This is a genomic window from Luteitalea pratensis, assembly GCF_001618865.1.
GTDB classification, from domain to species: Bacteria; Acidobacteriota; Vicinamibacteria; order Vicinamibacterales; family Vicinamibacteraceae; genus Luteitalea; species Luteitalea pratensis.
The window spans coordinates 4,728,245-4,753,161 of sequence record NZ_CP015136.1 but is presented as its reverse complement, the minus strand read 5'-3'; the positions used below and the strand labels follow the sequence as shown (position 1 = coordinate 4,753,161).

Here is a 24,917-nt window from a genome sequence, read left to right as displayed (position 1 = left end):
AGCCGAGGCCGTAGCGTGATGAGGCCCTGGTTGTAATTCGACAAACCGGCTCGAATCTTAAAAACCGGCGTCGCCTTGTCGCGGACGCTGATGGGCGGCCTGATCATGCATACCGGGCCCATGGCGACGTCTGACAAGACGGCGTGAAGCAAACCCGACACCTTCCGCGGGACGACCCACGACCTCGAACACTTCATGACCAGCCTCAACGTGGTCGGGGTGCTGGTCATCAGCGACGGGCGCATTGTCCTCGAACGCTACGCGCGCGGCCACACTGCCGAGACGCGATGGGAGTCGTGGTCGGCCGCCAAGTCCGTCACGTCGATGCTGTTCGGTGCCGCGATCCGCGATGGCCGCATCGCCACGCTCGATGATGAGGTCGGCAAGTACGTGCCCTCGCTGGCGGGTACGTCGTACGACGGTGTCACGCTCAGGCACCTGCTCCAGATGTCCTCTGGCGTGGCGTGGAACGGCAACATGTCGGACCCGAAGTCGGACGTGGCGCAGTTGCCGCGCTTGAACAGGGAAGGCTTCTCGCAGGCTGGGCTGGCATTAGGAACGCTCATGGCGATCGCCGAGCGGAGTGGCGACCGCAGGGAACCGCCAGGCCGTCCCGCGCCGCCGGCGGGCCGCTTCAGGACATATCGCTTCTGATACGTTGTCGTCGACCCTACTCTCGGTCCGAGGAGGCGCACATGCGCGTACTGAGGATTGTGGGAGCGGTGGCGCTCTGGATAGTCAACATCCTGGCCGCGGCGGCATTCGTCGCCATCGGCGTGGCCAAGTTCGGCCTTGCAGAGTGGGCGATCAACTTCGCACGGTGGGGATATCCCGACGGGTTCTACATGGTCATCGGCGCACTCGAGATTGCCGGCGGCGTCTTGCTGCTGGTGCCGAGGCTGTCGTCGTATGCGGCCTCGCTGCTCGGAGCCATCTTGATCGGCGCCGCCGCGACCCACGCCCTCAACAACGAAGCCCCCCGCGTTGCAGCCCCGCTGATGTGGCTTGCGGTGATGACGCTCATCGGCGTCGCTCGCCGCCGCCGCGCGTGGCGCCCCGCGATTCGTACGGCCCCGATGCCACATGGCCCCGGTAGCCTCAGCGAAGGCGGCGCCAACCAGGTATAAGCTCCGACCGGTGCGACGACGATGGATCGTGGCGGCGTGCTCCTTTACGCTCGCGGCGATCCTCTTCACGGGGCAGGTCTGGGTCGACTACGCCTATGCTGGCAGGTCGCTGCCGTGGTCGCGCGCCTTCGCGGTGGCGCTCGTCGATTGGGAGCTGTGGACGCTCATCGCGCCGATCGTCCTGCTGCTGGCGGCACGGGTGCCGTTGTCGCGCCGGCGGCTCGCCAGGTCGCTGGCGGTCCACCTGCCCGCCAGCCTCGGCATCGCCGTGGCGAAACTGGTCGCCGAAGGGCTGATGGTCCGCGCGATCATCGGTCCCGGCCGTGTGCCCTTCAGCTTGTTGAAGATCCACGTCACCGTCCTGACATACTGGGCCATCGTCGCTGCCGTCCAGTATGCCGAGCAGCAGCGCCTGTCGCGCGAGCGGGAACTCCGCGCCGCGCGGCTTCAGACCGAGCTCGCCCGCGCGCAGGTGGAATCGCTGAAAATGCAGATCCATCCGCACTTCCTCTTCAACACGCTGAACGCGATTGCCGGCCTGATGCGCGAGGACGTGGAGTTGGCGGATACGATGCTGGCGCAACTGAGCGAGCTGCTGCGCGGCACGCTGCAGACCGAAGGGGTGCAAGAGGTGCCGCTGTCGGAGGAACTCCGGCTCCTGCGCGCATACCTGGCAATCCAGCAGACTCGGTTCGGCAACCGGCTACAAGTCGCCATCGACGTTCCGGATGGCTGTCGACAGCACGTTGTTCCGACGCTCATCCTGCAGCCGCTCGTTGAAAACGCGATCCGCCACGGCTTCAGCGCGATTCCGGGCCCCGGCTGCATTGCGATCTGCGTGTCGGCCAAGTCGGAGCGCCTGCGCGTCGATGTGACCGACGAGGGCCCAGGGCCGCCGCAGCCACTTCGCGAGGGCTATGGCCTCCGGAACACGCGGTCGCGGCTGCAGGCGCTCTATGGCGACGATGCGTCATTGTCGGTGGTCCCCACGAACCCGCGAGGCGCCCGCGCGCGCCTCGACATCCCGTTGCGCGGGGCTTCGTCATGACCGTCCGCGTCCTGATCGTGGACGACGAACCGATCGCGAGGCGCAGGCTGAAAGGGCTGCTCCAGGCTGAACCGTCGGTGGAGATCGTGGGCGAGAGCGAAGATGGAGAGTCCGCGCTGGCCGGGATCCGGCGGCTGCGCCCGGACCTGGTGTTCCTTGATGTCCAGATGCCCGGTCTCGACGGTTTCGACGTGATCGAGCTGTTGCCCGACGCCGAGTGTCCGGCGGTCATCTTCGTGACGGCCTACGACCAGTACGCCTTGCGGGCGTTCGACGTGCACGCCGTCGATTACCTGTTGAAGCCTTTCGAGCGCGGCCGGCTGCGCAGCTCGCTGGCGCGCGCGGCGGCGCTCGCTGGAAGCGGCGGGACCCCGGCGCGGCTCCATGCGCTCGTCGACACGGTCCGCGCCGACAGACCTCTTCAGCGCTTCCTGGTCAAGACGCCGAAGCGCGTGTACGCCGTGCGGGCCGACGACGTGGAATCGTTGGAATCGGCCGGGCACTACGTGGAGTTACGTACCGCGACCGGCACACATCTCGTACGCGACGCGATGGCCGCGATCGAGCAGCGGCTCGATCGCGAGCGATTCGTCCGCATCCATCGATCGGCGATCGTGAACATCGACAAGGTGAAGGAGCTGCGGCCGGCGTTCCACGGTGAGTTCGAGGTGGTGCTGTCGTCGGACCGGCGATTGCGGTGCAGTCGCACGTACGCGACGGAACTGACGCGTGTGATGGAGTCCTAGAGTTGGCTACGGAATCTGCCAGAGGATGTACGCGGCCACGCCCGTCCCGACCACGGCAACACCGTACGTCAGCACCGCAATCACCTCGTTGAGGTGCTTGATCTGGAGCCCGTCATAGAGGGTGTGGCGGAACCGGTGCGCCCAGTGAAACAGCGAGAGCATGAACAGCGCGAACAGCACCACGCGTGTCAGCGGATTGCCCAGCACCGCCACCATCTGTGCGTGGCTGGGAGCGGCCACCCACCCGAACGGAAACGCGACGCCGAACAACAGCAGCAGCATGGGCATCAGCATCGCCGACAGCACGCCGCCGGCGCTGAAGAGCAGCCACAGCCATGGTTCCGGATGTTGTTTGATCATCTACGCACCCACAATCAGCCAGGCGATGAGCACCGATGCCAGAGCCCACGCCATGTAGTGGGCCGCCATGACCAGACGTCCTGGCACGCGGGTGCGCCCGATGTGCACCACGAGCGCCTGCGGCACGGCTTCGAAGAACGTGACTGCGTGAAAGGCAACGAACAGGAAGCTGACGACGTTCAGGCCCAGCACCCACGGTTCTGCCGACCACTCGAGAATGCGCGCATAACTATCGGGCCCTTTGCCGACGGCGTTCACCAGCAGCAGCATGTACAACACGAACCACCCCACGAACAGACAGCTGCCTTCTCGCAGGATGAAGCGGAAATACGACCACTTCTGGAGCCACCAGTAGGTGGAGACCCGTCGTCGAAGCCAGCGTGGATGGTACGGCGTGTAGACGTGGCTGTCGCTCATCACGCCCCTCGTGGCATGAAGATGGCTTTCATCGATTCCAGCGCTGCGGTCAGCTTGTAGCGCTGGATGGCGCCTGCCGGATCGACGTGCTTGGGGCATACCTTCGTGCACTCCCCAACGAACGTGCAGCCCCAGATCCCCTCATGCTCCGAGAGCACCGCCATGCGATCCGAGGCGCCCTCGTCGCGGCTGTCGAGGTTGTACCGCTGGGCGAGCGCGATGGCCGCGGGCCCGAGGAATTTGGGATCCAGGCCGTAAATCGGGCACGCGGCGTAACACAGCATGCAGTTGATGCACATGCTGAACTGCTTGTACTCGTCCAGCTCCTCCGGTGTCTGCCGGTACTCACCTTCCGACACGGGCTTCTCGGTCTGTCGCATGATCCACGGCTTCACGCGCACCAGCTTCTGCATGAAGTCGCCGATGTCGACGATGAGATCGCGGATGACGGGGAAATTCGGGAGAGGCTCCACCCGGATCGGGCCGGGGGCGTAGTCGGCAAGGAAGGTGGCGCACGTCAGCTTGGGTTCGCCGTTGACGTTCATGCCGCAGCTCCCGCAGATGCCCATGCGACAGGACCATCTGTACGACAGCGTCCCGTCAAGGCGGTCCTTGATGTGATTCAGCCCGTCCAACACCACCCACTCTTTCGGGCAGGGGACTTCGTACTCGTCGAAGGTGATGTCAGATTGCTGTTCCGGACGATACCTTGCGACCTGCAACGTGATGTGGTCCGCCATGCGGTGCGGCCTCTCCATAGACCCGCTCGGCCGGCGGCCAGCGGGTGAGTGTTACCGGCAGGTACTCCACGCGAGACGAACCGTCAGCGCTGCGATAGGTCAGTGAATGCGCGAGGAAGCGCTCATCGTCGCGCTTCGGGAAATCCGTGCGCTGATGGGCACCCCGCGATTCTTCACGTCGGAGCGCCGAGCCAAGAATCGCTTCGGCGACATCGAGCATGAACGCGAGCTCCAGTGCAGCGACGCGCTCGGTGTTGAACGTTCGGCTCTGATCCTGGACGGAGATGTCGGCATATCGATCCTGCAGCCCCCGCAATTGCCCTACGCCATTCTCGAGCGAGGCACCCGATCGGTAGATGCCCGCGCTCTGCTCCATGGTCTTCTGCATGGCTTCGCGCAGGTCGGCGATGCGCTCTCGCCCCCTCGTGTTGAGGAGAACGTGCTCGAGGCGATGCGCCTCATCCTTCGCCTGGGCCAGCACGCTCGGATTGACGTCGCGTCCGCGCGACGCGTACTCCGCGGCGGCGCGGCCGGCACGCGAGCCAAAAACCAGCAACTCTGGCAATGAGTTCGAGCCGAGCCGATTCGCGCCGTTGATGCTGACGCACGCCACTTCACCAGCTGCGTACAGGCCTGGCAGCGGCGTCGCGCCGTTCAGGTCCGTGTGCACGCCGCCCATCATGTAGTGAACAACCGGACGTACCGGAATGAGGTCGGTGATGGGATCGAGGTTCTGGTACTTCAGGCACAGTTCGCGCACGAATGGAATCTTGGCGTTGATCTTCTTCGCCCCAAGGTGGCGCAGATCGAGGTGCACCACGTGGCCGTACTCCGCCTCGATCGTGCGTCCTTTGTCCAGCTCCTTCATGAACGCCTGGGACAGCCGATCGCGTGGACCAAGCTCCATGGTCCGCAGCACGGGCTGCGGCTGGGGCTGGCCGAGGTTGTAGTCCTGAAGGTAACGGAAGCCGTCCTTGTTGATCAGGTATCCACCCTCGGCGCGCGCCGCCTCGGTGATCAGGATGCCCGTGAACGGCAGCCCCGTCGGATGGTACTGGACGAACTCCATGTCCTTGAGCGGCGCGCCGGCGCGGTAGGCCAGCGCCATGCCGTCGCCGTTCTTGATGGCGGCGTTGGTGGTGAAGGGGAACACCTTGCCCGTACCGCCGGTGCAGAGAATGACTGCCCGGGCGGTGATGGCCTCGATGCGCCCCGACTTGAGGTCGATCGCGACGACGCCCTGCACGCTGCCGTCATCGATGAGGAGCCTGGTGACGAACCATTCGTCGTACCGGACCACGCTGCGGAACTTGAGGGAGGTCTGGAACAGGGTGTGGAGCATATGGAAGCCGGTCTTGTCGGCGGCAAACCACGTGCGCATCTTCGTCATGCCCCCGAAGGGGCGGACGGCAATCCGGCCGTCGGCCTCGCGGCTCCAGGGGCAGCCCCAATGGTCGAGGCGAAGGAGTTCCTGGGGCGCTTCGGTCACAAACGCTTCGACGGCATCCTGATCGCAAAGCCAGTCGCCGCCCGAGATCGTGTCGTACGCATGCGCGTCCAGGCTGTCATCGGGCGCGATGACCCCCGCCGCTCCGCCCTCGGCGGAGACGGTATGGCTACGCATGGGGTATACCTTGGAGACGACCGCGACATCGAGTCGGGGATTGGTTTCAGCAATGGCGATCGCGGCTCTGAGCCCCGCGCCGCCACCGCCGACCAGCACCACGTCATGAGAAGGGGTCACGTCCTGGTCTCCTCTCCGCCCGTGCTCCTTCGCGTTTCCGAGCGAGGCGGCCGTCGTGACAGTTGTCTCCCGCCGTTATTCCGCTGATAGCAGTTCGTCGATCAGCACGTGGCCGTCGTGCCGGACAATTCGCCGGCTGACAGCGCCGTCGTGGTACTCGTGCTGGATACTCCGACACCCGCAGGCATAGAACGTCTCCCGGGTGACAACGACCTCGTCGTCGTGATCCTCGTAGTTCTCTCCGTCGACGATCTGGCCGCAGGGTGCCTGCAGGCCGATGAAGCTGCCGTTCGCGTTCATGACTCCCCCCGTTTCGAGCTCACAGGGTCGCCGAGACGCCGTAACGATTCCGCCCTCGCCAAGGCTACGGCGGACAGGTTCTGCAACTTCGGGGATCTACAGTGCCGTGCAGACTGCACGGCATGCCCTATTGGGGTTCGGAAGGATCCGAAGCCTCCCCGGGGACTTCGGAGGAGCACAGTTTACGCCCAGCGCCCAGCCCTGCGCAAAGGGGACTGCAGGCGCGCCCGACGGGTCCGTGAGCTGCTCGACCGTCTTGATTTTGTGGCGCGCCGGCGACGTCGCGTCACCGGGTACGATCGACCAGCATCAGGTCGCGATTGAGGCTCTCGACGACCGAGTACAAGAGGGTGGACTCGTCGGGGCTCAGCGCGACGCCGAACCACGAGCGCTTGCCCAGCGACGCGCGCGGCGACTCCTCGGTGACAGCCACGGCATCGCCGACGGGCTTCATGTCAGGCGACAGTGCCTGCACGTAGAGAGCGTCCACGCCGGCCGACCGGCTGCGCGCGAACGCCAGGTGGCGGCCGTCGGTCGAGAACGCCAGGCTGGCGTCGCCGTTGGCGTAACCGGTGATGCCATGCGATTTGGTCAGGCGGCGTTGCTCACGGCCGTCAGGCGACAGCAGCCAGATGCCGTGGCGTTGCGTCGGCGATGGCGCGGCCGCGATGGCGAGCCACTTGCCATCGGGAGTCCAGGCCAGCCGGCTGATGTGGCGCGACGTTGGCCGAACCGTCGTCGACGCGATCCGGCGCTCCGCCCCGTTTCCGAGTGCCGGTATCAGCAACACGTCGACGTCCGTGTCGTTGCCCGCCGTCCAGCGCAGGAACGCGATGCTCTGGCCGTCCGGGGACCACGCCGGCGAGTCGTCTCGAGCGGGATGAGTCGTCAGTCGCACAGGTTCGCCCGGGCCGACCAGCTTCACGTAGATGTCCTGCTGCGTCGGCGTCGCGCCGCTCCAGACGAACGCGACCTGGCTGCCGTCGGGCGAGAGCGAAGGACTCGACTCCATGCCTTCGTAGGCGGTGAGCGTTACTGCCTCGGTCTCGCCGTCGGTTCCACCAGCCAATCGCCGGCCGCTTCGATCGAGAATGACGAACGCGGCCAGCGCCAGGACGATGACACTCGCACCCATCCCAATCCAGCGCCAGTCGACACGGGCCCGTGACGGCCCCGGCGTCGGCGAGGGTATCGGTGTTGCAGCGACGGGCGGCGCGAGAGCGAGGACGTCCGCCGAAAACCGGTAGCCGTGCGTGGGGAGCGTTTCGATCCACGCTGCGCCGTCGACGCCAAGCGCCTTCCGCAGCGTCGAGACCTGGAATGACAGGTTTGCTTCTTCGACGAATGTGTTCGGCCACAAGGCCGTCATCAACTCCTGCTTCGAGAGGGCGCGCCCGGCGTGGCGAACGAGCAGCACCAGAAGCTCGAAGGTCTTCGGAGGCAGCGCCACCGGGTTGCCCGCGGAGATCACCAGCCGCCGGCCGACGTCCAGCCGGCAGGAACCGAACCCGTATATCTCGTTGATTTCGAGCGACATGAGCGGTCGACTGTCCCTATGCCGCGCATTGTACGTGCAGACATGCGGAAAGGTCAGGCAGCTCGCCGGTGCTGCCCGACCAGCGACGGCTGTTGACGCCGACGACAGGTCTTCCGTCAACCTGTATCCGCTGATGCTTCCGTCGTCAACCGCGGACGTGCGACTGTCGTAATGATTCGACCGATCAAGTGGGGTGACGGCCGGTCATAACCCCAGGGGATTCGACACATTGTGGACAATGGAGCGGCGACGCGTGATCGACGCGGCCTAGTCCCGGTTCCGGCCCCTCGGATGCTGACCGTCACGGAGCGGCGCAATTGAGCGCGGTGGGAACCGCTCGCGGCTGCGTCCAAGACCCAGCACGCAGGCTTCTTCGCCTCTCTTCGTTCGAGCACGTATCAGTTCGTGTCGGCCATGAGGAGCAGGCAGCCGGCCTTGGAAGGGCACGGCCGCCGAGGAACGACTCGGAGCCCGTCAGTGCCTCAGACTATCCACGAACCGCTGCTAGGAGCGTGTCCGACTAACCGCGCGACCGCGGTCTGAGCAAGTGACGGCCATCACCGAGGTCGCCGCGTCGGTGCTGTCGTAGCGCTACGGCGTCACCGAGCCATTCGGACCGCCCCGTGGCGGTGCGCGTGGGCGTGTATCGACACGTCCACGCCGGGCGCGTGCCTGGTTCACAGGCAGAGGCGGTACAGCTTGAGAATATTGTGCGTCGTGCACACCAGCGCCCACTCGGCCTGCACCTTCGCGTAGCCGCGCAGCAAGAACCGACGGAAGCCACGCGCCTCGTTGATCTGCCCGAACACGGTTCGACCATCGCCTTGCGCGCGGCATGGATCGCGGCGCCGGCTTTGGTCTGCAGCTTGCGCGTCATGCGGTCGAGGACCGTGGCCGCCTTCGGTACGCGTCCGCGCGGGCAGGGCCCAGGGCGCTCGCCGTGCTTCTGCTTACGCGTGGAGACATACGCGTCGATCGGTAGCGCCGCGGCGGCCATGAGGCTCGCCTCCGAACAATAGCCCGCATCGGCCAAGACCTGCGTCGGCATCTCGCCCGACTGCCGGGTGATGGTCGTGAGCATGGGCAGCAACTGCTTCTTGTCGTTGGTCGCCTGCGTGCGCACTGCCCGACGATCCATTGCAGGTCATCGACCGCGATTTGCGTGTTGTAGGCCTGCGCGAACCCCTCGGGCGTCTTCATGATCCGCGACTCGGGATCGGTGAAGTTGTACTGCGCCTTCGGCAGCGGCTTCGCCTTCGTTGGCGACGTCCCGGCGTCGCTGGCCTCGGCCTTCGCCTGGGCTTCCAGCGCGCGCTTCGCCTCCTTGATGCGCGCCAGTCGATCCTCACGACGCTTCAGTTCAGCGGGCAGTTCATCGCCGCGGCGATCGGCGCCGTAGGTCGCGTCCTCAGCCGCATCGGCCGCTTCGGCCTGCGCGAGCAAGGCCGCCACTTCGTCGCGCAATTGCGTCGTCTTCTCCCGCATCCGCCCGTAGCTCATCGCCTTGTGCTTGGAGGCATTCGCCTGGACCTTGCTGCCATCGATGGCCACGCGTCCCACGCGCGGCACTCCGAATCGACGTGATGTGACCGGAGCACAGCCCGAACTTTCGCCTCAACTGTTGCAGATGGCTCACTGGGGACAATGTCACTCTGCATGTAGCGTGTGACTTCGCGTCTGATGCGATCTGTCGCCCGTTCACGATGCGCTTCCCAGACATCATCAGCGAGCGATGCGAGACGTGCGGGATCGAGATCATGCGTCGCGTCGGCGATTCTTTGCGCCGCCCGCTCCTCGTTCGGCCCGGATTGAGGCGGTTGTGCTGTGGACGTCGGGATACCGGCTACGAACGTCACGAGCAGGCTTGAAAGGAGGACTGTCTTCATCACACGATTCGCTCCTTGACGTTCATGGGATCGGTACCGCCGCGCGCTCGCTCGACTTGCGCGCAGGAATGAAGACGAAAGCCGGTGCGTTAGCGTACCGTCAACTGCCGCAAGTGCCGGTCGACGGTTTCTCGGACCTGACGGCCGCCTGAGGCGCCTTGCGTGCGCGATGGCAACGAAGTCGATGCACATCGACACGACACGGCTCAACGCCACCTCATTCGACACGACACACTCGCGTGCGGTACGTGCCGCATGTGCAGTGCGATGGCGTGGACGTCTTCCGGGCGGCCTGCGCGCTCGACCTGGAAGGCATCGTCAGCAAGCCGGCCGACTCGCCCTACGTCAGTGCGCCGAGCCCTGGCGGAAGACGCTCAATCCGGCGTACACCCAGAAGTCCGAGGCGCGCTTCGACCTCTTTCGGACGTGAACCCTACAACGCCCGAGTCATCCATTGTCACAACAGAGCATGGTCATGCTCTGTGCAGGCGAGTGGATGCCGCGTACCCTCCCTTCGCACCGCGATTTCGGAGCGCAGCCCACAAAGAGGCCCTGCCCTCCCTCCATCCGAATCCTTGCTGCCGTAGCCGCGGTGACGTTGCCGTCCTCGGATCGGCCGCCACGAAGGAGCATAGCTATGTCGCGGATTACCCCTGTTCAACGTGTATGGAAGTTGCGGGTTGTGGTCGTCGTGATCCTGATCAGCGGGCTTGGCACAGTCGTCGCGGCACGCCAGAATCCGGGAAGCGTTATCGCGCTTCTCGAGCAGATCCGGGCGTCGCTGACGACCTTGCAGGAAAGCGTCGATGGCTTGGCCGCCGCGAACGAGTCCAATGTAGCGTTTACGCCGATGGTCCACTTCTACAGCGGGGTGTTGACGTGCGGCGTCGTCAACATCGCTGATTCGGCTCGCGCTATTCGGACCGAGTTGATCGACGTAGCCACGGGACAGGTAGCCGCCGGATGGGTGGACTCTGCTGTCGAGCCGCAGCATGACTCGGGGTCGTCTAATCTGTACGCGTCCGAATCTCCAGGGCAGTATTTCTGCAAGGTCCTGGTGCTCAATGGCACGAACCAGGACATTCGCGCAGCCCTTCTGATCCAACCGGCGCCGGCCGCAACGACTGCACTCGTGGTAGCAGCGCAGTAGCAGGGGACTCACGCGAGACGGGGCCAGCGACCACTGATGTTGGCCGAGGTCGCCACCCTGGGGAGCATCCGAGAGCGCCTCCTCACCGGCGTGCCGGCTCCGACACGCTTGAGGGCCGTGCCTTGTGCGGGCGCACGCTGCCGTCGGTGATCGTGCTGGACCACAGCCCTCGGGCAGCGGTGGGTCATGCGACGTTACGTAGGAATCGCGGCAGGTACCGCGCTGGTCGCGGCAGTATTGTCGGTCTCAGGTGCGCTCCCGGCGCTGGCCCAGGGCGCGCTCAAGCCACTCGCGGCACTCATCGTCAATGACGAGAGCCATCCGGTGCCGGTGCTGGTGACGAACACAACATCAACGCCGGATCTCGTGAAATGTAGCCTCGACATAGGCAGCGTGGGCGGCACCGACCCGATCGCCACGTCCGTTGGAAGCTTGGCCGCTATCAGCAATGTCGAGTGCCCGGCCGGCGTGACGTGCTGGACGTGCAATGAGTGTTCTTCGCGCCGAACGTGACCGTCGTGTCCAACAAGGGCAATGTTCTGCAGTGGCAGGTCACCATCGGTCTGACCCGCGCCAACACGCTGGTCCCCGGCGAGGTGATGGCCGTGCTTACCGCGGGGGCACCGGACACTGTGTTGTCTCGGCCGGTGCGGTTCGACCTCACGGCAGTAGGGACCAGGATCGCGCATAACCGGAGCGGCAGCACCGGGATTGCCGGGATCGGCGCTCAGATTGCCGGCTCGCTGATATTCGAGGGCGTACCCGTTTCCTGACGCCAATGAGCCGAGTCTAGACCGACAGGGCGTCCAGCGCACACAGCGCGACAATCAGAGCTGCGCGGCGACAATTAGATCTGCCGGGTAGCGACGACTAGATCTGCCGCTTCGGGCCCAGCACGCCGGCCGTGTCAGCCTGACCGATGGTCACGGATGCACAGGTTCGGCTCTTGAGGCAGAAGCGCATGGATGGAAAGAGCCAGGCGGCCGCAGCGGCCGCCAGTGACATGAGTCTCCGGACCGCGCGGGAGTGGGACACGGGGCCGCTGCCCAGCGCGACGACGCAGGCCCGCGACTGGCGGACGCGTCCGGATCCATTCGCCGCGGTCTGGCACACCGACGTCGAGCCGCTGTTGAGCCGTGACGTCAAGGGGGTCCTCGAGGCCAAGTGGGTCTTGGAGGTGTTGCGCACGCGCTACCCCGACCAGTTCCATGCCGGACAAGCGCGCACATTGCAGCGCCGCTTTCGCGACTGGCGGGCGCGGCACGGCGTGGAGCCCGAGGTGTTCTTTCCGCAGGTGGCCGTCCCGGGACGTGAGGCCGCGATCGACTTCACCCACGCCACCGACCTAGGCGTGACCGTGGCCGGTGCCCCCTTCCCGCATCTGCTGTTCGAGTTCGTGCTCAGCTACAGCCACTGGACGTGGGTGACGATCGCGTTTGGCGAGACGTTCGAGGCGCTCGTCGCGGGTGTGCAGGGCGCGTTGTGGGCCTTGGGCGGCGTCCCGCCCGTGCTGCGGAGCGATAATCTGTCAGCCGCGACGCACGAATTGAAGACCAGTGGCGGTCGCGCGTTGACGCCGCGGTTCCGCGCCGTGCTCGAGCACGACGGGATCCGCTCCAGTCGGATCACGCCGGGACGTGCGCACGAAAACGGCGTCGCTGAGCAAGCCCATCGCCGCCTCAAAGCGCTCCTGGCACAGGCGCTGCTGGTGCGCGGCCACACGGCGTTTGTCGATATCGCCGCCTATGACGCCTTTGTGCAGGAGGTCGTCGCCTACTGGCGCAATCGGCCGGCGCTGGCCCGCCTCGCCGAGGAGCGGGCGACGCTCGGCGCCCTCCCGTCTGCGGCGATCCCCAGCTACACGACGTACTACCCGGTCGTGCGCCGGTGGAGCACGATTCGCGTGGCCCACCGCACGTACTCGGTGCCCGCGCAGCTGATGGGCCACACGGTCGAAGCGCGCGTCCATCCCAATGTGGTCGAGGTGCGCTACCGCGATCAGATCGTGCAAACGATGCCGCGGCTGCGGAAAGAGGACGAGCACCGCATCGACTACCGCCATATGATCGGCTGGTTGGTGCGCAAACCCGGTGCGTTTGCGCGCTACCGCTATCGGGAGGACTTGTATCCGTCGGTCACGTTTCGACGCGCGTACGATGCCTTGGCCCGGGCGCACGGCGAGCGCGCCGACCTGGAGTACCTGCGGGTCTTACAGCTGGCATCGACGGCGGGCGAGATGCGCGTGACCGCCGTCCTGGCGACGCTGCTCGATGCCGGTCTCGCGTTCGACGCGCGCACGGTCCAGGCCGAGGTGGCGCCGCCCGTGCTGGTCGTCCCGACCGTCCACATTCCTGCCCCCGATCTCGCGGTCTACGATGCGCTGCGCGGCGGAGCCGCGGCATGAGACGCACCCCCACGACCGTCACCGTTGGTGATCAGATCACGACGCGGCTGATCACCTTTGGTCTCACGACCGCCGCGCGCGAGTTGGTGACGCGGTTCGTCCAAGCCGACCAGCCGAGCGCGTTGCCACTGCTGCTGGAGATCCTCGACCTCGAAGCGCAGGAGCGGCACGAGCGGCGCATCACCCGCTTGCGTCGGGCCTCGAAGCTCCCACCCGGGAAGACGTTCGGGACGCTCGACGAAGGACGCTTGCCACCGGCGCTGGTGCGCCGGCTCCAGGAGCTCGCGGGCGGCGACTTCCTCGACGAGGCGACCAACGTGCTGGCCTTCGGGCTGCCCGGCGTCGGCAAGAGCCATGCGATGTGTGCGGTCGGGCACGCGCTGATCGAGCGCGGGCGTGCCGTGCTCTTCATGCCGACCTACAGCCTCGTGCAGGAGTTGCTCGCGGCGAAGCGGGACCTCGATCTCCCGCGGGCCCTGCGCAAACTCGATCAGTTCGACGTGCTGATCCTCGACGACGTCGGCTACATCCAGCAGAGCCCCGAGGAGGCCGAGATTCTGTTCACGCTGCTGGCCGAGCGCTACGAGCGGCGCTCGGTCTTCATCACCAGCAATCTGATGTTCGCGCAGTGGGATCGCATCTTCCGCGATCAGATGGCCACCGCGGCCGCGATCGATCGCCTGGTGCACCACTCCGTGCTGCTGGAGTTCGAGGTGCCGAGCTTTCGGACCGAGCACGCCAGCCGCCGCGGCAAGGCCTCGCGCGCGGCCGCGTCCACCGCCTGACCGGCCCGCGTCTCTGGGCCGCCCTCGGGCGGCCCAGAGACGCACCGATCCGACGGCGACTTGGCCACCGACCGGCCACCATCAACCAGGCGGACCCGGCGGTGGGTCTCGCTTCGCTGACCCTTCGCCGGCAGAAATAGTTGTCGTCAACCGGCAAGAGTAGTTGACGCCGCGCAAGAGCCGGAGTGGACCCTACCTGCTCGCCGGATTCGCCCGATGTGCCTGCTGCGGTGGCGGCTTCACGGGGCACAGCCGGTCGCACGGACAGGCCCGCGCCCACTTCCACGGCTGCACGTCGCACTCGAAGCGGGGAACTGCGGTCTGCCAGAACAACCTCGTCGGCCGGCAGGATGCGATCGACGCGGAGGTGCTCGCCGTCCTCGAGCAGGACGTACTGCGCGCGTCCGTCATCGAGCAGGCGATCGCCTCGCGCTCGAGGCGTTGCACCTGCCACTCCGGGACGATCAGCGGCAGGCCCTCGAACGCGAGCGGCAGACCGTGCAGGCCGAGTGCGAGCGGCTCGCTGAGGCTGCAGGCATGGGCGGACCGATGGCGGCGCTGGTGGCACGTCTACAGGCCCGCCAGGCGCACCTCGCCGAGCTGGACGCCGCCTTACTCCGTCGAGGCGGGCGAGCGCCGCCAGGTGGAGACGCGCGCGGGATGGGAACGGCGCCTGCGCGACAAACTGGCAGACGTGAGCCGGTTGCTGCGGTCGGATCTGGACGAGGCGCGGAACCTCCTGCGGACGCTGCTGGTCGGCCCGCTCCGCTTCACGCCGGTCGTAGACGAACGACGTCGCGGCTACCGCTTCGAGGGCGCCATCGCGCTCGACCGATTGGTGTCCGGAATCGTGGATTTGCCAACTGGAGTGGCGTCCCCAACGGGAACGGACTGCATGCAACTGTCAGTGGACCGCTGGATCGCCGCCTGACGGGGACCGGAGGTCGCCGACGGCGAGGCGGTTGCGGCGCGAACGATTGACGCTTCTCGATCCGCACCGCGCCCGATTGTCAGCCCTTGACGACGTTGTGAACCTCGAAGATGTCCGGCGGGCTGGCCAACTGGATGCCGGCGGCGGCGAGAATCGGCATCAGACGCGTGCCGAAAGCCTCGAACTGCTCCCGCGAATTCCAGATCTCGCTGACCATAAGGTTGCCGGCCAAACCGAAGCAGACATGGTAGTCGCACCCGGCCGGTGGCCATTCGCCTGCGTTCGTGAGCACGCGAGTCGCCTCCGCGTACTTCTCGGCAGTGAGGGCGATGGGACTGAAGCGGACAACGATGCTCATGAAATCAACCTCGGTGATCGGCGTCGCGAATCGATCAGGCGTGATCGTAAAGCGACACGTCGTGGCTGCGAATCATACCAGCGCAGCGGTGGGGCGAGCGGATCAGTTCTCGGTGTGTACCGATTCCGGGTCCGGTCCCCCGAGACCGCTTCAAACGAGGTCGTCCCGTTCCCGCAAGTTGCCCCGGTTGTGCACCGCCGGGGCTCCGGTACCCAAACCCAGGCAGGGGAGCCGGGTCCCTGCGAGGCTGCCGAATCGTGTGGCGCGCAGGGCGCAATCCCCGGAATGGACCCGCCTAGACTGGCGTCCCCAACGGGACCTGAAGGAACTTGGACGGTGGATCTTCCTGAATTGGCACTGATCAGGAAAGCGGCCTGGCACGCTGATGTCCATTAACGGTTAGAACTCGGGAGGTTCTAACTGATTCGCGGTATCCTTCACCGCTGACGGAGGGAGCCCGGAAATCAACTGGTCGAGGACGCTCCGTAATGGGCTCCGGCATGTCTTGGTCGGCAGGTAGGCACCAGGTCGTGGTGCTGGCGATTCTGGTAGGCCTCGCGGTCCTTCCGGTCATCATGCCCGCATCTCGCATCATCGACGGCATGCGAAACGCTTCGCCGGCATCGGACTTTGCGCTGCTGGAGCTCTCGACCGGCGAAGCGCTACGAGGGACGCAACTGCTCGGCCCGTATTCGCGCTTTGGATGGCGACATCCGGGGCCCGCATACTTTTACTTGCAGGCGCCGCTCTACGGGGCCTCCGGCGCGAGCTCAGCAAGCTTGCCCGTGGCCGTTCTCATCTTCAACTGGGCGGCGCTGCTCGGCGTCGTGACGTGTCTCGGTCGATGGGTCGATCGGGCGACGGTTCCGATATTCGCCCTGGCACTATTTCTTGTTTACGGTCTGTACCTTGGCCCGGGCTTTCTCTACAACATCTGGAACCCGGCGGTCACGATCCTGCCTCTCGGGGTGTTCTTGATCTTGTGCGCAGGCCTGGCATGCGGGAGGACCAGAGTCCTTCCCATCGTGGCCGGCCTCAGTACATTCCTGGTACAGACGCATGTGGGCTATCTACCCTGCGTGGCGGCGGGGGCGCTCACCTCGGGCGCGCTGTGGCTCCGACGCCGCCGGCGTGACGGCGATGTCGCGACATCGCGCCACCTGCCGATGATTCTCGCCGTTGCGACACTCGCAGCGCTATGGACGATGCCACTGGTCGAGCAGATGACCCGAGACCCCGGCAACATGAGCCTCATCCTGCGGTTCTTCAGGGGGGAATCCGCCGGTCACACATGGGGCGAGGCGCTGGCGATCGTGACGCGAGAGATTGCCTGGCCGTGGTCGTACTTCCTGTTCGGAACGCTGCCGTGGTACGCCCCGTACCAGCCTCTGGAAGGATGGCACCAAGCCGTGGGCGGCGCTTTCGCGTTGGGCCAGATTGGCCTGCTGGCCTTCTGGTCGGTGCGTCTGCGCGAACCCTCGTTCTTGCGTGCGCTCGCGTGCGTGTGCCTGGCGTGTACGATCGTGGCCGTGCTGGCCACGACGCGCGTGTCGGGCGAGATCCGACCATATGTGACGGCATGGATCTCGATGGTCGGCGTGATTGGCTCCCTGGCGGCGATAGGCCCTGTGCTGGCGTCGCGAGGTCTGGCACTCCCGATCGGCCGCGACCAAGGCGCGTTGATCCTTGCAGTCGGCCTGGCAATCCCCGTCGCCCTGGTCGGCCGGCCGCTCGTGCACGATAGCCAGTTCCAGCCAGCCCGATCAGTCAGCGACGCCGTGCGGGCGGAACTGCTCGCCTCCGGCGTCCATCGACCGCACGTCGCGATCCAGACGGGTTCGCCCGAACTGTTCTATGCCGCCTCGGCTGTCCTACTGCAGCTGCACAAGGCAGACGTTGCATTCTCAGTGGACCGCGTGTGGTTGAACTTCTTCGGTGAACGATGGCACCCCTCCGGTCGCGAGGACGGCCTGTTGGAATTCCATGCCGGGCGACCAGCCGGAGCGCCGCCGGCGCTCGTGTGCGTTCCCAATGGTGCCAGCGACCTCTGCGTGTGGCTCGTTCTCCGTCCGCTGTCGCCGAGTGCCCGATAGACGCGCAAGACGGCCGCCTCGTCCAGCGTCTCAGCCTGGACGTGTGCGGTGTGGACGGTTTCGTGTTGTCGGTAACCGGATGATGCAGAGCTTCGACGGTACGTCGAGCCGGTGCTCGCAGGTGCGCCGTGTGTGATGCTAAGCGGCTCGTTCACCGGCGACGTTGCGACACTCGACGGGCCGCCGCCGGCAAGGCCGTCGCTCCTGCATGATGCGGCGGGTCTTGTCGAATGCTAGCCAATAGCCTCCCTAGGCTGACGACTCGGTCCGCGACATCACCGTCCGAGGGGCTCGGGTGAGGCCAAAGGGTATTCGCCGTTGACGCACGCGCGTGCGTCAACGGCGAATATAGTCCAGCTATCTGCGACGTCGGGCGATGAATCCTGTCACGCCGAGAGCGCACCCAAGGAGCAACAGGGACGTCGGTTCCGGCACGTCCTCGTCCGGTGGGCCGTCGCCATCGGTGATCCCGCCGAGACGAATCTGCCGGACGTCATGTAGCTCGACGCCGGCCGTGGTGATTTGGACCGTATCGATTAACTGCCCGTCGATAGCGCTGAGGCCGAAGAAGTTCTGGCCTGCCCCGTTGACGTTGAAGGCGAAGGTGAACACCGCGCCGCTGTCATCGATGACGCGGATGTTGGCGATGCCGTTGGCCTCGGCATTCAGATTGGCCTCTAACTCCCCATAGAAGACGTTGGGGTCGAGCGCGTCGATGAGCAGGTAGGTGAACCCTGTCTCGCTCTCATCTTCGACGCGCGCCTGCCCATTGGACGGCGTCACGAGGCTCTCCATGCCGACGAGGTTAAAGATGGTGTCGGTCTGGTTGGTCGCGCCCTGCACCGTCGACCCTGGGCCAGGGAACACGCCATCGCCGTGGAATAGCAGGTTCTCGTCAGGCTGCACAAAGCCCGGTCTCGCCTCGAAGATGATCGAAGCGTCAGCCGCAGGCGCGAGACCGGCGAGCATACTGGCCAGCACGAATGCTGGCCGTAGAGATGTTCTCATCCGTTGTCTCCCTTCGCTCCGGGAATGGAGCCGTGCGGTGGCACTAAGGAGCAAGATCGGGGCCGGCACCGCGCTGCCTCCCGCGTAGGCGTGGCGGCGACTGGAAGGGTATCAGCGTCGTACACCCGTACGTCAAAGATCGCCTGGGGCACCGCGCCCAGTGCTCAGCCTGACTCGCTGACGAGTGGCAGGAAGTGTCGACACGCACAATCAGGCCGATGACGGCTGAGCGTCGCGGTGAGCACCGGGTGAGCGGCCCATTCGAGGCAACCTGGAGCGGAATGTCCGGGCACCGCAGCGTGCGCATCACCGACTTCAGTCTCAGGGGGCTGTTTGTCGAGGACATTGCTGCGCCGGCCACGGCGAGCGCGTGACGCTCATGCTGCGCGTGCCAGGCGGCCTTCCCATCGAAGCCGCCGGACACGACACGTGGCCTAATCAGGGCGATCTACCGGGCTGCCGCTAGGGGCGACGGCGTTCATCGCATCGCAAGCGTCTCAACGCCGATGGCGCTGCATCACCGCGGTCGCAGCAGGGACGGCCGACCGGGTGGGCGGCCTCGTCCGTGCACGTCGTGTTGCGCCGGCCGATCTACCGCGGGCTGATCGTCTGGAACGCCACGAGGAAGCGCAACGCGTGGGGCCAGCGCCAGACACAAGTGCGCCCCGAAGGCGAGCACCTCACGATCGACGCCGAGCACCAGCGGATCGTCGACGCGGATCTGTGGGCGGCTCCAGCCAATGCAGCGAGACTTCGATGAGATTGTCTCGCGTGCTCGTCGCACATGTGAACAACTGGTCGCCGATCAGCACTCGTCGCGTGGTTCTTGGGCCTGGAGCCCACCACGCGATTCCGAAGGGCGGTCTGCGCAGAATTCTGCAAAGATCGCATCCGCCAGGCGCTGCATCTGCGGCGCTTCGACGTCCAAGGCGCCGGCGGGGCCGGGCGATGGGCGAGTCGGCCGGTGTGCCATACGGACGAGTGAGACGGTCGCGATCAGTTCGTCTCATCCGCTGCCTCGCCAGTAGCGCCCAGATGGCGCCGATAGTCCATGCTCTGATGAAGGACGCGGACGACTAGGACTTGGGCGTCGTCGGTCTCGAAGAAGATGCTGTGGCGGCCACTTGTCGCCATCCGAATGCGGGGCCACAAGTCGTCGCGAGAGCGTGTAAACTCGGTGCCCCGCGTCAATGCCTTCAGGCAGTCCTGAAGGCACTCATGCACTTGGCGGTCTGCTCCCGGCCCCCACGTTCGCGTGGAGTATCGGCGAATGGAGGTGAGGTCCGCCCGAGCGATCTCGGCGATGACCAGGCGCTTCACAGGCTCGCGAAGAATGCGTCGATCTGGTCGTCGGTTTCGAGGTCTACCACCCGCCCGGCTGCGATGTCTTCGTAGCCTCGTGCAAGTGCATCCCGGAGTCTCTCTCGCTTGACCGCGCCGACCTCGTCGCGAACCTGCATGAGGCGGAGCGCGTCAGCCACGACCTCCACCTCCGTGGCGTAGTGGCCTTCCTCGACCTTGCGGCGAACGAGAGCTTCGAGGCTCTTGGGAATGGCGACTTCCATCGAGCCGTGGCCACCCCGCCTCAAGGCACGGCGCGCGTAGGCTGCCCGCAGGGGGCCGAGCGTGCCTGACAGGCCTCGGCCCGAGTACCTACCACACACAGTTTCAAACTCTCACCCAAGGGGGGCGTCAGCGCCTCCCTCTCAAGCTCTCCAGAGGTACCCGGACGCCTCGCCTCAGCGGGTGTCCTGCTGGCGGGAGGCGGGGCATCGCGCAGTAACGGATTCGGAGCAGTTCAAGCACAGGCTTCTACTGTGGGCACAGACCTTTCGGCTTCCAGTCGCCGGTATCGGTCATCCAAGGCTGGGCCGTGTCATGAAGTACGAGAAACACCGAACGACGCGTGTCCGTACCGACGCTGGACAGGCGCATTGGTGGCCCCGCAGGCACGAGACCGCTCTGACCCGCCCGTAAGACCGTGAAGCCGTCTGGCGTCTCCAGACATTGCGCACCGCTCACGACGTACCACGCCTCAGCCCCTGAGTGCACATGCACCGATGTGGCCATGTTCGCCGGAAACACTGCCTCCATGTAGCGCGCCGTGTAGTTCGTGCCCTTGGCGATTGGCAATGGACCGACGACGGCAGCGCGCTGGCCATCGGTGGGTTTCCAGGTAGAAGCGGCGATGGTGTAAAGCCAGACCTTTCCGAAGGCCTCGACGACAGTCCCTCGTGGCCCCTTGGCTGCTTCCGCAGCGGAGCGCGTCGGATAGTTGTAGACATGCCAGAAACGAGCATCCTCAGGCAGTGCCCCCAACGTCTCGGTAGCCGTCAGATAGCAACCGATGTCTCCCGCTCGTTGGCTCACCGGCACATTGCACATGCCGGGGACTGGCGGCTCCTGCGCGAACGTCGTGAGGCATGTCGCACATACGATCATGCCAAGCAGAACGCACATTCGACGCCGCGCGGTGCCCATATGAGTCGTCATGGGGGCGCATTGTACTCCCGTATCTCTCAGCGGGTGTCCTGATGGCGGGAGCCGGGGCATCGAATCTTCGTTGCTGAAGCGGCCCGAGTGCGACCCATCGGATGCAGTGTTGTACTACCTCACTTCAATGTCGAAGTTGTATTGGACCTTGTCGGGCAGCGCGGTGTATCTCCGTCGTGCGGCATGACCTGCTGCGCCTTTGATGGCCGGGACGGTGGGCGCGCAGCGTCTCCGCCATCGAGGCATGTGGGGCATGTGTGGTGCGTAAGTTACTGCTTCATCATGTGATGAAAAGCCGTAGGGGGATCGACGTGTTCAAGCTCACCGACATCGTGCTCGACCGCTTGGACGTCGTCGACCGGCCTGCGAACCCGCACGCCTCGATCCTCATCTGGAGGGCCGACACCCCGAAGCACGACCCTCGACTCCTGATCCCGAACGAATGGCGCGGCTGGGCCGCAGGCGGGACGAAGGCCGCCACCTGTGGGTCGATGACAAGTACAGCGTGGAGTCGTGGGCTGAAGCACTGCCGGGCGCGGTGAATGTCAGCAAGGGCGACCCCGCCGTCTATGTCGGCTTCGGGCTTCGCGTGCCGACGGTCCGCGATCGAGACGTGCTGAAGCTGGCGTCGCTGCTGCCACTTGATTGCGAGCGCCACCTGTTGTTGTGCAAGGGGCGCGACCGTGCCTCGCTGGAGTTCGTCGTCCCTGTCGGCAAGACGGTCGCGTGGATGCAGAACCAACTCGCGCAGGCGGTGCAGATTCAGAAGGGCCTCGCCAAAGAGCGGGCCGAGAGGGCAAAGACCATGCACAGCCTCATCCCCAGCGAGGACGTCATCAAGCGCGGCCTCGACGACGGCGACAAGACCGCACTCGCCGCGTGTCGATCAGCGTTCGAGCAACTCACGGCGGCCTGCGAACAAGACGTCAACGGCAACAAGTTGTCGGGGCGTGAGCGAACCGAACTGGGCTTCACGGACGCAGGCAACTTGATGAGTGTCAGCGAACGCGGAGCCATCGTGGCGGCCTGCGAGCGCCGTCGCTGTACACCGCCTATGCAAAGGCCGTGGGAGCGGGCATCGCGTGACTGTCGAGGCCATCTGCAGCCGCTACGAGGACGCGCTGGCGCAGGCGCACGCTGACCTCGAACACGGTCGCGTCACCTCACAAGACGCGATGGCGCTGAAGCAAGTGATCCGCGTGGGCATGACCCGCGAGGAGAAGGCCGTCTTGTTGCTGCAGTGCCGTCAGCCAGCGATGCTCGGACTGGTGATCGCGGCCGTGCTGCACGAGCGCCAGCAGCAGGGAGGCAGCGCCGCGTGACCGCGACCGAGCGCCGCCTCGACCAGCAGCAGAACGCCATCGAGAAGGCGTTGGCAGACGCCGAAGCGCGGAGGAAGGCCCTCCGCAGGCTGGGCCAGTGCCCGTTCACGCTGGGGCCGGACGACATCTGGGGAGCCAAGGGCGGCACGCTGGCTTGCTATGCCGGTTGGAGTGAGCGGCGTTCGCGCATCGTGGCCACGCGCCCGCTGCGTGCCCCACAGTCATCGAAGACCTCGACCTCTCCGCCTGACGCGCAGCAGCACGATGGCGGCGGGATCTCGACGCGCGCCGCTCGTCACGGAAGGTGTACGCCAGCCACGGCGATGACCACGGGACAGCGGCGCGCGTGCGAGGTGTGAATCATCATGGCCGTGACTCAGGCGCGCGTCTTCATGGCCAACCAGCGGGCCGAGGCGTGCGCGAGATTGCGGTCCCTGGGTCTCGACCAACGCGCCATCGCCAAGCAACTCAAGATCTCGCAGGCGACCGTGTGCCGGGTGCTGGCGCGCGAGACGGCGCGGCTGCAGGCCAACACGCAGGCGTCTGAGAGCCATCGGGCGTGGCAAGTGGCGCGCAACGATGCCGTGGCCGTGATGGCGGCGACGGAGTTCAGCGCGATGCCGTCCGGCAGCCGGAACGCGCGGCTGCTGTCGGTGATGCTCGATGCCCATGAAGTCCGCGCCGCTGGTGCCGCATAATTGGCCTTCCGGCGGATCACCAGATGAAGGGAGCAAATCATGAGGCGTCTTGCAGTGATCGCGGCTGTCATGTCGCTGTGTAGTGCTGTCGTGGGCGCGCAGAAGCAGGAGATGCCCAAGCCTGGCCCTGAGCATCAGCGACTGGGCGCGTTTGTCGGCAACTGGACGTTCGACGGGCAGATGAAGCCAGGGCCGATGGGGCCTGGTGGGAAGGTTACCGGCGAGGATCGTATCGAATGGACGCCGGGCAACTTTTTCATCCAGCGGAGCTTTGAGGGAAAGTCGCCCATGGGCGAGGTGAAGGGCATCGAAATCTATGCGTACGATGCCGCGAAGAAGGTCTACACGTTCAACTCGTTCGACAGCATCGGGATGATGGGCTCGGGGACGATGGCCGTCGAGGGCAACACCTGGACCGCGACGGGGACGTCGACGATGGGCGCGACGGTCTGGCGCGATCGATGCAAGTTGGAGTTCGGGACCGGGGGCTCGACGTTGATGGTCAAGTGCGAGATGTCGACCGACGGTAAGGAGTGGGCCCCGACGTTCGAAGGAACGGCGACGAAGAAGTAGACGACGACGGAGACGTGCTTGCAAGCGGGGCTCGCGCTCTCGACGCGCCCGGCCTGCCGGTAGGGTGCCATACAGCGCAATCCGAGCCGGTGTGGACCCATAGGGTGGGCGCTCCGGCTCGACGTGTCTGTGGGGGCAGCTAGGGGCCCGCGGGGAGCGGGCAAAAGGTGTAGGCTCGGCCACAGTGTCTACCCCCCGCATGGAACCCTATCCCGGCCGGGCCTATGCGTTAGTAGTGGCGTCCCCAATGGTCGCCAGTTGGAACCAGATGGCGGGCTGGCTGCGCGCAGTGGATGGTCTGCGTTGCGCTGCCTGATGGATCAGAGGCTCAGGTGGAGAGCGCCCGGACAGCCGGTCGATCGGCCGGAGTCGGCTGGCGAAGCCCGCTTGCCGGCCAGGTCACGACGGCGACGGTATTGCCCGTCATGTCGAAGAACTCGACGGAGAAGCCCTCTTCGCTGACGCCTGGGACAATGTGGCGCTCGACGACCGTACCGACGTCGCCGGCGCGTACGCCGTGCTCGGGAACGTCGCGGGTCAGAATCACGTCGTCGTACATGTCGAAGGGCATGTCCTACCTCGGGTACATGGTAATGAATCGGGGCACGTCGGCTCCAGTGTCGATCTGCCAGACCGAACAGAACCGCACGATCCTGCCGCTGGGCGTCGCGATCGGCCTGCAGCAGAGCGTCGTCGCCGACGAGTTGGGCATCAGCAGGAACCGGCTCAACGAACTGATCCTGGGCAAGGGGTCGGTCACCGCTGACACCGCCATTCGTCTCGATCGGCGATTCAAGATGCCCGCTCGCTTCTGGCTGCATCTGCAAGCGGACTACGATCTGCAGACGGCGCTGAACGAGGCCAAGGCGGTGCAGCGGCGGATGAAGCGGCTCTCCTGAGCGCTCGCGGCATACGCTCGTCTCATTCGAACACCGCTCAGGTCCAGCGTGAAGGGGCCCGGAGTCAACGTGTTGGAGTTGGCGTCCCAACGGTGTCGTCAGATAACTGGAGCGTTCCCCTGGACGCCACAACGCGCCGAGCCAGCCGCGTGTTCCTTCTCGGATGAGGGCCGCTGCCCAGTTCCTTCACGCCACAGACGATCTCGTCCGGCATGCAGCGTCAGCGATGTGCCAGCGCACCAGCAGCGCGATGTCTGTCACAGTGGTGTGGTCACCAGTCAGGCCGCACGTCTTGCAG

At 65.7% G+C, this 24,917-nt stretch carries 31 protein-coding genes and 2 pseudogenes; 20 read left to right on the top strand and 13 right to left on the bottom strand.

The genetic code is table 11. The features are described 5' to 3' along the window. The first annotated feature begins 195 nt into the window (after window positions 1-195). The 4 genes from LuPra_RS19770 to LuPra_RS19755 are packed head-to-tail and all read left to right on the top strand — an operon-like array spanning window position 196 to window position 2,921. Window positions 196-654, top strand: coding sequence for a serine hydrolase (locus LuPra_RS19770; RefSeq protein ID WP_110172347.1), 459 nt, complete (start codon window positions 196-198; stop codon window positions 652-654). Window positions 655-695: 41 nt separating this feature from the next. Beyond that, window positions 696-1,127, top strand: coding sequence for a DoxX family protein (locus LuPra_RS19765; RefSeq protein ID WP_110172346.1), 432 nt, complete (start codon window positions 696-698; stop codon window positions 1,125-1,127). Between the two features lie 10 nt (window positions 1,128-1,137). After that, window positions 1,138-2,175, top strand: coding sequence for a sensor histidine kinase (locus LuPra_RS19760; RefSeq protein ID WP_157899442.1), 1,038 nt, complete (start codon window positions 1,138-1,140; stop codon window positions 2,173-2,175). After that, window positions 2,172-2,921 carry a LytR/AlgR family response regulator transcription factor gene (locus LuPra_RS19755; protein ID WP_110172344.1) on the top strand — a complete coding sequence of 250 codons (750 nt, stop codon included), beginning with the start codon at window positions 2,172-2,174 and terminating at the stop codon, window positions 2,919-2,921. Before LuPra_RS19760 ends, LuPra_RS19755 begins: the two co-directional genes overlap by 4 nt. Window positions 2,922-2,927: 6 nt before the next feature. On the opposite strand, the gene frdD is transcribed toward LuPra_RS19755, so the two are convergent. From frdD to LuPra_RS32105, 7 genes and pseudogenes are all read right to left on the bottom strand, one after another. After that, a complete protein-coding gene (gene frdD / locus LuPra_RS19750) occupies window positions 2,928-3,281 on the bottom strand; it encodes a fumarate reductase subunit FrdD (RefSeq protein ID WP_110172343.1) in 354 nt (117 codons plus the stop codon). Next, window positions 3,282-3,698, bottom strand: coding sequence for a fumarate reductase subunit C (locus LuPra_RS19745; RefSeq protein WP_110172342.1), 417 nt, complete (start codon window positions 3,696-3,698; stop codon window positions 3,282-3,284). Further along, window positions 3,698-4,438, bottom strand: a complete 741-nt coding sequence (locus LuPra_RS19740; RefSeq protein ID WP_110172341.1) for a succinate dehydrogenase/fumarate reductase iron-sulfur subunit — start codon at window positions 4,436-4,438, stop codon at window positions 3,698-3,700. The genes LuPra_RS19745 and LuPra_RS19740 overlap by 1 nt, the downstream gene beginning before the upstream one ends. After that, window positions 4,383-6,182 carry a fumarate reductase (quinol) flavoprotein subunit gene (gene frdA / locus LuPra_RS19735; protein WP_110172340.1) on the bottom strand — a complete coding sequence of 600 codons (1,800 nt, stop codon included), beginning with the start codon at window positions 6,180-6,182 and terminating at the stop codon, window positions 4,383-4,385. Before frdA ends, LuPra_RS19740 begins: the two co-directional genes overlap by 56 nt. Window positions 6,183-6,257: 75 nt before the next feature. Beyond that, window positions 6,258-6,482, bottom strand: coding sequence for a hypothetical protein (locus tag LuPra_RS19730; protein ID WP_110172339.1), 225 nt, complete (start codon window positions 6,480-6,482; stop codon window positions 6,258-6,260). 286 nt (window positions 6,483-6,768) lie between these two features. Continuing rightward, the gene (locus LuPra_RS19725; protein ID WP_110172338.1) at window positions 6,769-8,019 is read right to left on the bottom strand and encodes a winged helix-turn-helix transcriptional regulator; all 1,251 of its coding nucleotides are present in this window, start codon (window positions 8,017-8,019) and stop codon (window positions 6,769-6,771) included. A gap of 677 nt (window positions 8,020-8,696) precedes the next feature. Beyond that, a pseudogene (locus LuPra_RS32105) lies at window positions 8,697-8,848 on the bottom strand (transposase); the annotation flags it as partial. Window positions 8,849-9,156: 308 nt separating this feature from the next. On the opposite strand from LuPra_RS32105, the gene LuPra_RS32100 reads away from it, so the two are divergent. The 7 genes from LuPra_RS32100 (at window position 9,157) to LuPra_RS19680 (ending at window position 15,175) form a co-directional block, all read left to right on the top strand. Next, window positions 9,157-9,603 carry a hypothetical protein gene (locus tag LuPra_RS32100; RefSeq protein ID WP_157899440.1) on the top strand — a complete coding sequence of 149 codons (447 nt, stop codon included), beginning with the start codon at window positions 9,157-9,159 and terminating at the stop codon, window positions 9,601-9,603. Window positions 9,604-10,542: 939 nt separating this feature from the next. Further along, on the top strand, window positions 10,543-11,055 hold the full coding sequence (locus tag LuPra_RS19705) for a hypothetical protein (RefSeq protein WP_110172334.1): 513 nt from the start codon (window positions 10,543-10,545) through the stop codon (window positions 11,053-11,055). A gap of 186 nt (window positions 11,056-11,241) precedes the next feature. Next, complete coding sequence (locus LuPra_RS19700) at window positions 11,242-11,568, top strand: hypothetical protein (RefSeq protein ID WP_110172333.1); 327 nt, start codon at window positions 11,242-11,244, stop codon at window positions 11,566-11,568. Next, window positions 11,547-11,828: a hypothetical protein gene (locus LuPra_RS19695; protein WP_157899439.1), complete on the top strand. Its 282-nt coding sequence runs from the start codon at window positions 11,547-11,549 to the stop codon at window positions 11,826-11,828. The genes LuPra_RS19700 and LuPra_RS19695 overlap by 22 nt, the downstream gene beginning before the upstream one ends. 146 nt (window positions 11,829-11,974) lie before the next feature. After that, complete coding sequence (istA, locus tag LuPra_RS19690) at window positions 11,975-13,459, top strand: IS21 family transposase (RefSeq protein ID WP_110172331.1); 1,485 nt, start codon at window positions 11,975-11,977, stop codon at window positions 13,457-13,459. After that, window positions 13,456-14,244, top strand: coding sequence for an IS21-like element helper ATPase IstB (istB, locus tag LuPra_RS19685; RefSeq protein WP_110172330.1), 789 nt, complete (start codon window positions 13,456-13,458; stop codon window positions 14,242-14,244). Before istA ends, istB begins: the two co-directional genes overlap by 4 nt. A 163-nt stretch (window positions 14,245-14,407) precedes the next feature. Further along, window positions 14,408-15,175: a recombinase zinc ribbon domain-containing protein gene (locus LuPra_RS19680; protein ID WP_110172329.1), complete on the top strand. Its 768-nt coding sequence runs from the start codon at window positions 14,408-14,410 to the stop codon at window positions 15,173-15,175. Window positions 15,176-15,254: 79 nt separating this feature from the next. On the opposite strand, the gene LuPra_RS19675 is transcribed toward LuPra_RS19680, so the two are convergent. Further along, window positions 15,255-15,533 (bottom strand): hypothetical protein, encoded by a 279-nt coding sequence (locus LuPra_RS19675; RefSeq protein ID WP_110172328.1) that lies wholly within the window; start codon window positions 15,531-15,533, stop codon window positions 15,255-15,257. A gap of 575 nt (window positions 15,534-16,108) precedes the next feature. Here LuPra_RS19675 and LuPra_RS19670 point away from each other — a divergent pair. After that, on the top strand, window positions 16,109-17,626 hold the full coding sequence (locus LuPra_RS19670; protein WP_157899437.1) for a hypothetical protein: 1,518 nt from the start codon (window positions 16,109-16,111) through the stop codon (window positions 17,624-17,626). A 357-nt stretch (window positions 17,627-17,983) separates the two neighbouring features. Here the strand turns inward: LuPra_RS19670 and LuPra_RS19665 are convergent, their stop codons facing one another. Beyond that, window positions 17,984-18,634: a PEP-CTERM sorting domain-containing protein gene (locus LuPra_RS19665; protein ID WP_110172326.1), complete on the bottom strand. Its 651-nt coding sequence runs from the start codon at window positions 18,632-18,634 to the stop codon at window positions 17,984-17,986. 218 nt (window positions 18,635-18,852) lie between these two features. On the opposite strand from LuPra_RS19665, the gene LuPra_RS32095 reads away from it, so the two are divergent. Together LuPra_RS32095 and LuPra_RS19660 are read left to right on the top strand one after the other, a co-directional pair. After that, window positions 18,853-19,008, top strand: coding sequence for a hypothetical protein (locus LuPra_RS32095; RefSeq protein WP_157899436.1), 156 nt, complete (start codon window positions 18,853-18,855; stop codon window positions 19,006-19,008). A gap of 125 nt (window positions 19,009-19,133) precedes the next feature. After that, window positions 19,134-19,394: pseudogene (locus LuPra_RS19660) on the top strand (recombinase family protein); the annotation flags it as partial. Window positions 19,395-19,630: 236 nt separating this feature from the next. On the opposite strand, the gene LuPra_RS34590 reads toward LuPra_RS19660, so the two are convergent. The 3 genes from LuPra_RS34590 to LuPra_RS19645 form a co-directional block, all read right to left on the bottom strand. Beyond that, the gene (locus LuPra_RS34590) at window positions 19,631-19,954 is read right to left on the bottom strand and encodes a type II toxin-antitoxin system RelE/ParE family toxin (protein ID WP_157899435.1); all 324 of its coding nucleotides are present in this window, start codon (window positions 19,952-19,954) and stop codon (window positions 19,631-19,633) included. Beyond that, on the bottom strand, window positions 19,951-20,199 hold the full coding sequence (locus LuPra_RS19650; RefSeq protein WP_110172323.1) for a ribbon-helix-helix domain-containing protein: 249 nt from the start codon (window positions 20,197-20,199) through the stop codon (window positions 19,951-19,953). The genes LuPra_RS34590 and LuPra_RS19650 overlap by 4 nt, the downstream gene beginning before the upstream one ends. 247 nt (window positions 20,200-20,446) lie before the next feature. Then, window positions 20,447-21,127, bottom strand: coding sequence for a cupin domain-containing protein (locus tag LuPra_RS19645; protein WP_157899434.1), 681 nt, complete (start codon window positions 21,125-21,127; stop codon window positions 20,447-20,449). Between the two features lie 442 nt (window positions 21,128-21,569). On the opposite strand from LuPra_RS19645, the gene LuPra_RS19640 reads away from it, so the two are divergent. From LuPra_RS19640 to LuPra_RS19620, 5 genes are read left to right on the top strand one after another with little or no spacing between them, the layout of a single operon-like run. Then, window positions 21,570-22,268: a hypothetical protein gene (locus LuPra_RS19640; protein ID WP_110172321.1), complete on the top strand. Its 699-nt coding sequence runs from the start codon at window positions 21,570-21,572 to the stop codon at window positions 22,266-22,268. Between the two features lie 34 nt (window positions 22,269-22,302). Beyond that, complete coding sequence (locus tag LuPra_RS32585; protein ID WP_162271451.1) at window positions 22,303-22,449, top strand: hypothetical protein; 147 nt, start codon at window positions 22,303-22,305, stop codon at window positions 22,447-22,449. Next, entirely contained in the window at window positions 22,446-22,808 is a 363-nt protein-coding gene (locus LuPra_RS19630; RefSeq protein WP_110172319.1) for a hypothetical protein, read from the top strand. The genes LuPra_RS32585 and LuPra_RS19630 overlap by 4 nt, the downstream gene beginning before the upstream one ends. A gap of 6 nt (window positions 22,809-22,814) precedes the next feature. Next, window positions 22,815-23,147, top strand: a complete 333-nt coding sequence (locus LuPra_RS19625) for a hypothetical protein (RefSeq protein ID WP_110172318.1) — start codon at window positions 22,815-22,817, stop codon at window positions 23,145-23,147. 39 nt (window positions 23,148-23,186) lie between these two features. Beyond that, window positions 23,187-23,720 (top strand): DUF1579 family protein, encoded by a 534-nt coding sequence (locus LuPra_RS19620; RefSeq protein WP_110172317.1) that lies wholly within the window; start codon window positions 23,187-23,189, stop codon window positions 23,718-23,720. A 328-nt stretch (window positions 23,721-24,048) separates the two neighbouring features. Here the strand turns inward: LuPra_RS19620 and LuPra_RS19615 are convergent, their stop codons facing one another. Next, window positions 24,049-24,291, bottom strand: a complete 243-nt coding sequence (locus LuPra_RS19615) for a DUF4926 domain-containing protein (RefSeq protein ID WP_110172316.1) — start codon at window positions 24,289-24,291, stop codon at window positions 24,049-24,051. On the opposite strand from LuPra_RS19615, the gene LuPra_RS19610 reads away from it, so the two are divergent. Continuing rightward, window positions 24,290-24,619: a HigA family addiction module antitoxin gene (locus LuPra_RS19610; protein ID WP_234800472.1), complete on the top strand. Its 330-nt coding sequence runs from the start codon at window positions 24,290-24,292 to the stop codon at window positions 24,617-24,619. The genes LuPra_RS19615 and LuPra_RS19610 overlap by 2 nt on opposite strands. Window positions 24,620-24,917: the final 298 nt, after the last annotated feature.

Excerpts from the sequence above, each read along its gene's own strand:
- LuPra_RS32095 (WP_157899436.1), top strand. The coding sequence starts at position 18,853 with ATGACGGCTGAGCGTCGCGGTGAGCACCGGGTGAGCGGCCCATTCGAG.
- LuPra_RS19705 (WP_110172334.1), top strand. The coding sequence starts at position 10,543 with ATGTCGCGGATTACCCCTGTTCAACGTGTATGGAAGTTGCGGGTTGTG.
- LuPra_RS19665 (WP_110172326.1), bottom strand. The coding sequence starts at position 18,634 with ATGAGAACATCTCTACGGCCAGCATTCGTGCTGGCCAGTATGCTCGCC.
- LuPra_RS19650 (WP_110172323.1), bottom strand. The coding sequence starts at position 20,199 with ATGGAAGTCGCCATTCCCAAGAGCCTCGAAGCTCTCGTTCGCCGCAAG.
- LuPra_RS19740 (WP_110172341.1), bottom strand. The coding sequence starts at position 4,438 with ATGGCGGACCACATCACGTTGCAGGTCGCAAGGTATCGTCCGGAACAG.
- LuPra_RS19615 (WP_110172316.1), bottom strand. The coding sequence starts at position 24,291 with ATGCCCTTCGACATGTACGACGACGTGATTCTGACCCGCGACGTTCCC.
- LuPra_RS19755 (WP_110172344.1), top strand. The coding sequence starts at position 2,172 with ATGACCGTCCGCGTCCTGATCGTGGACGACGAACCGATCGCGAGGCGC.
- LuPra_RS19620 (WP_110172317.1), top strand. The coding sequence starts at position 23,187 with ATGAGGCGTCTTGCAGTGATCGCGGCTGTCATGTCGCTGTGTAGTGCT.
- frdD (WP_110172343.1), bottom strand. The coding sequence starts at position 3,281 with ATGATCAAACAACATCCGGAACCATGGCTGTGGCTGCTCTTCAGCGCC.
- LuPra_RS19675 (WP_110172328.1), bottom strand. The coding sequence starts at position 15,533 with ATGAGCATCGTTGTCCGCTTCAGTCCCATCGCCCTCACTGCCGAGAAG.
- istB (WP_110172330.1), top strand. The coding sequence starts at position 13,456 with ATGAGACGCACCCCCACGACCGTCACCGTTGGTGATCAGATCACGACG.
- LuPra_RS19645 (WP_157899434.1), bottom strand. The coding sequence starts at position 21,127 with ATGACGACTCATATGGGCACCGCGCGGCGTCGAATGTGCGTTCTGCTT.
- LuPra_RS32585 (WP_162271451.1), top strand. The coding sequence starts at position 22,303 with ATGGCGCTGAAGCAAGTGATCCGCGTGGGCATGACCCGCGAGGAGAAG.
- LuPra_RS19670 (WP_157899437.1), top strand. The coding sequence starts at position 16,109 with ATGCCCGCATCTCGCATCATCGACGGCATGCGAAACGCTTCGCCGGCA.
- LuPra_RS19745 (WP_110172342.1), bottom strand. The coding sequence starts at position 3,698 with ATGAGCGACAGCCACGTCTACACGCCGTACCATCCACGCTGGCTTCGA.
- LuPra_RS19725 (WP_110172338.1), bottom strand. The coding sequence starts at position 8,019 with ATGTCGCTCGAAATCAACGAGATATACGGGTTCGGTTCCTGCCGGCTG.
- LuPra_RS19770 (WP_110172347.1), top strand. The coding sequence starts at position 196 with ATGACCAGCCTCAACGTGGTCGGGGTGCTGGTCATCAGCGACGGGCGC.
- LuPra_RS19610 (WP_234800472.1), top strand. The coding sequence starts at position 24,290 with ATGTCCTACCTCGGGTACATGGTAATGAATCGGGGCACGTCGGCTCCA.
- LuPra_RS19730 (WP_110172339.1), bottom strand. The coding sequence starts at position 6,482 with ATGAACGCGAACGGCAGCTTCATCGGCCTGCAGGCACCCTGCGGCCAG.
- LuPra_RS19765 (WP_110172346.1), top strand. The coding sequence starts at position 696 with ATGCGCGTACTGAGGATTGTGGGAGCGGTGGCGCTCTGGATAGTCAAC.
- LuPra_RS19625 (WP_110172318.1), top strand. The coding sequence starts at position 22,815 with ATGGCCGTGACTCAGGCGCGCGTCTTCATGGCCAACCAGCGGGCCGAG.
- LuPra_RS19700 (WP_110172333.1), top strand. The coding sequence starts at position 11,242 with ATGCGACGTTACGTAGGAATCGCGGCAGGTACCGCGCTGGTCGCGGCA.
- LuPra_RS19640 (WP_110172321.1), top strand. The coding sequence starts at position 21,570 with ATGGCGCGGCTGGGCCGCAGGCGGGACGAAGGCCGCCACCTGTGGGTC.
- istA (WP_110172331.1), top strand. The coding sequence starts at position 11,975 with ATGGTCACGGATGCACAGGTTCGGCTCTTGAGGCAGAAGCGCATGGAT.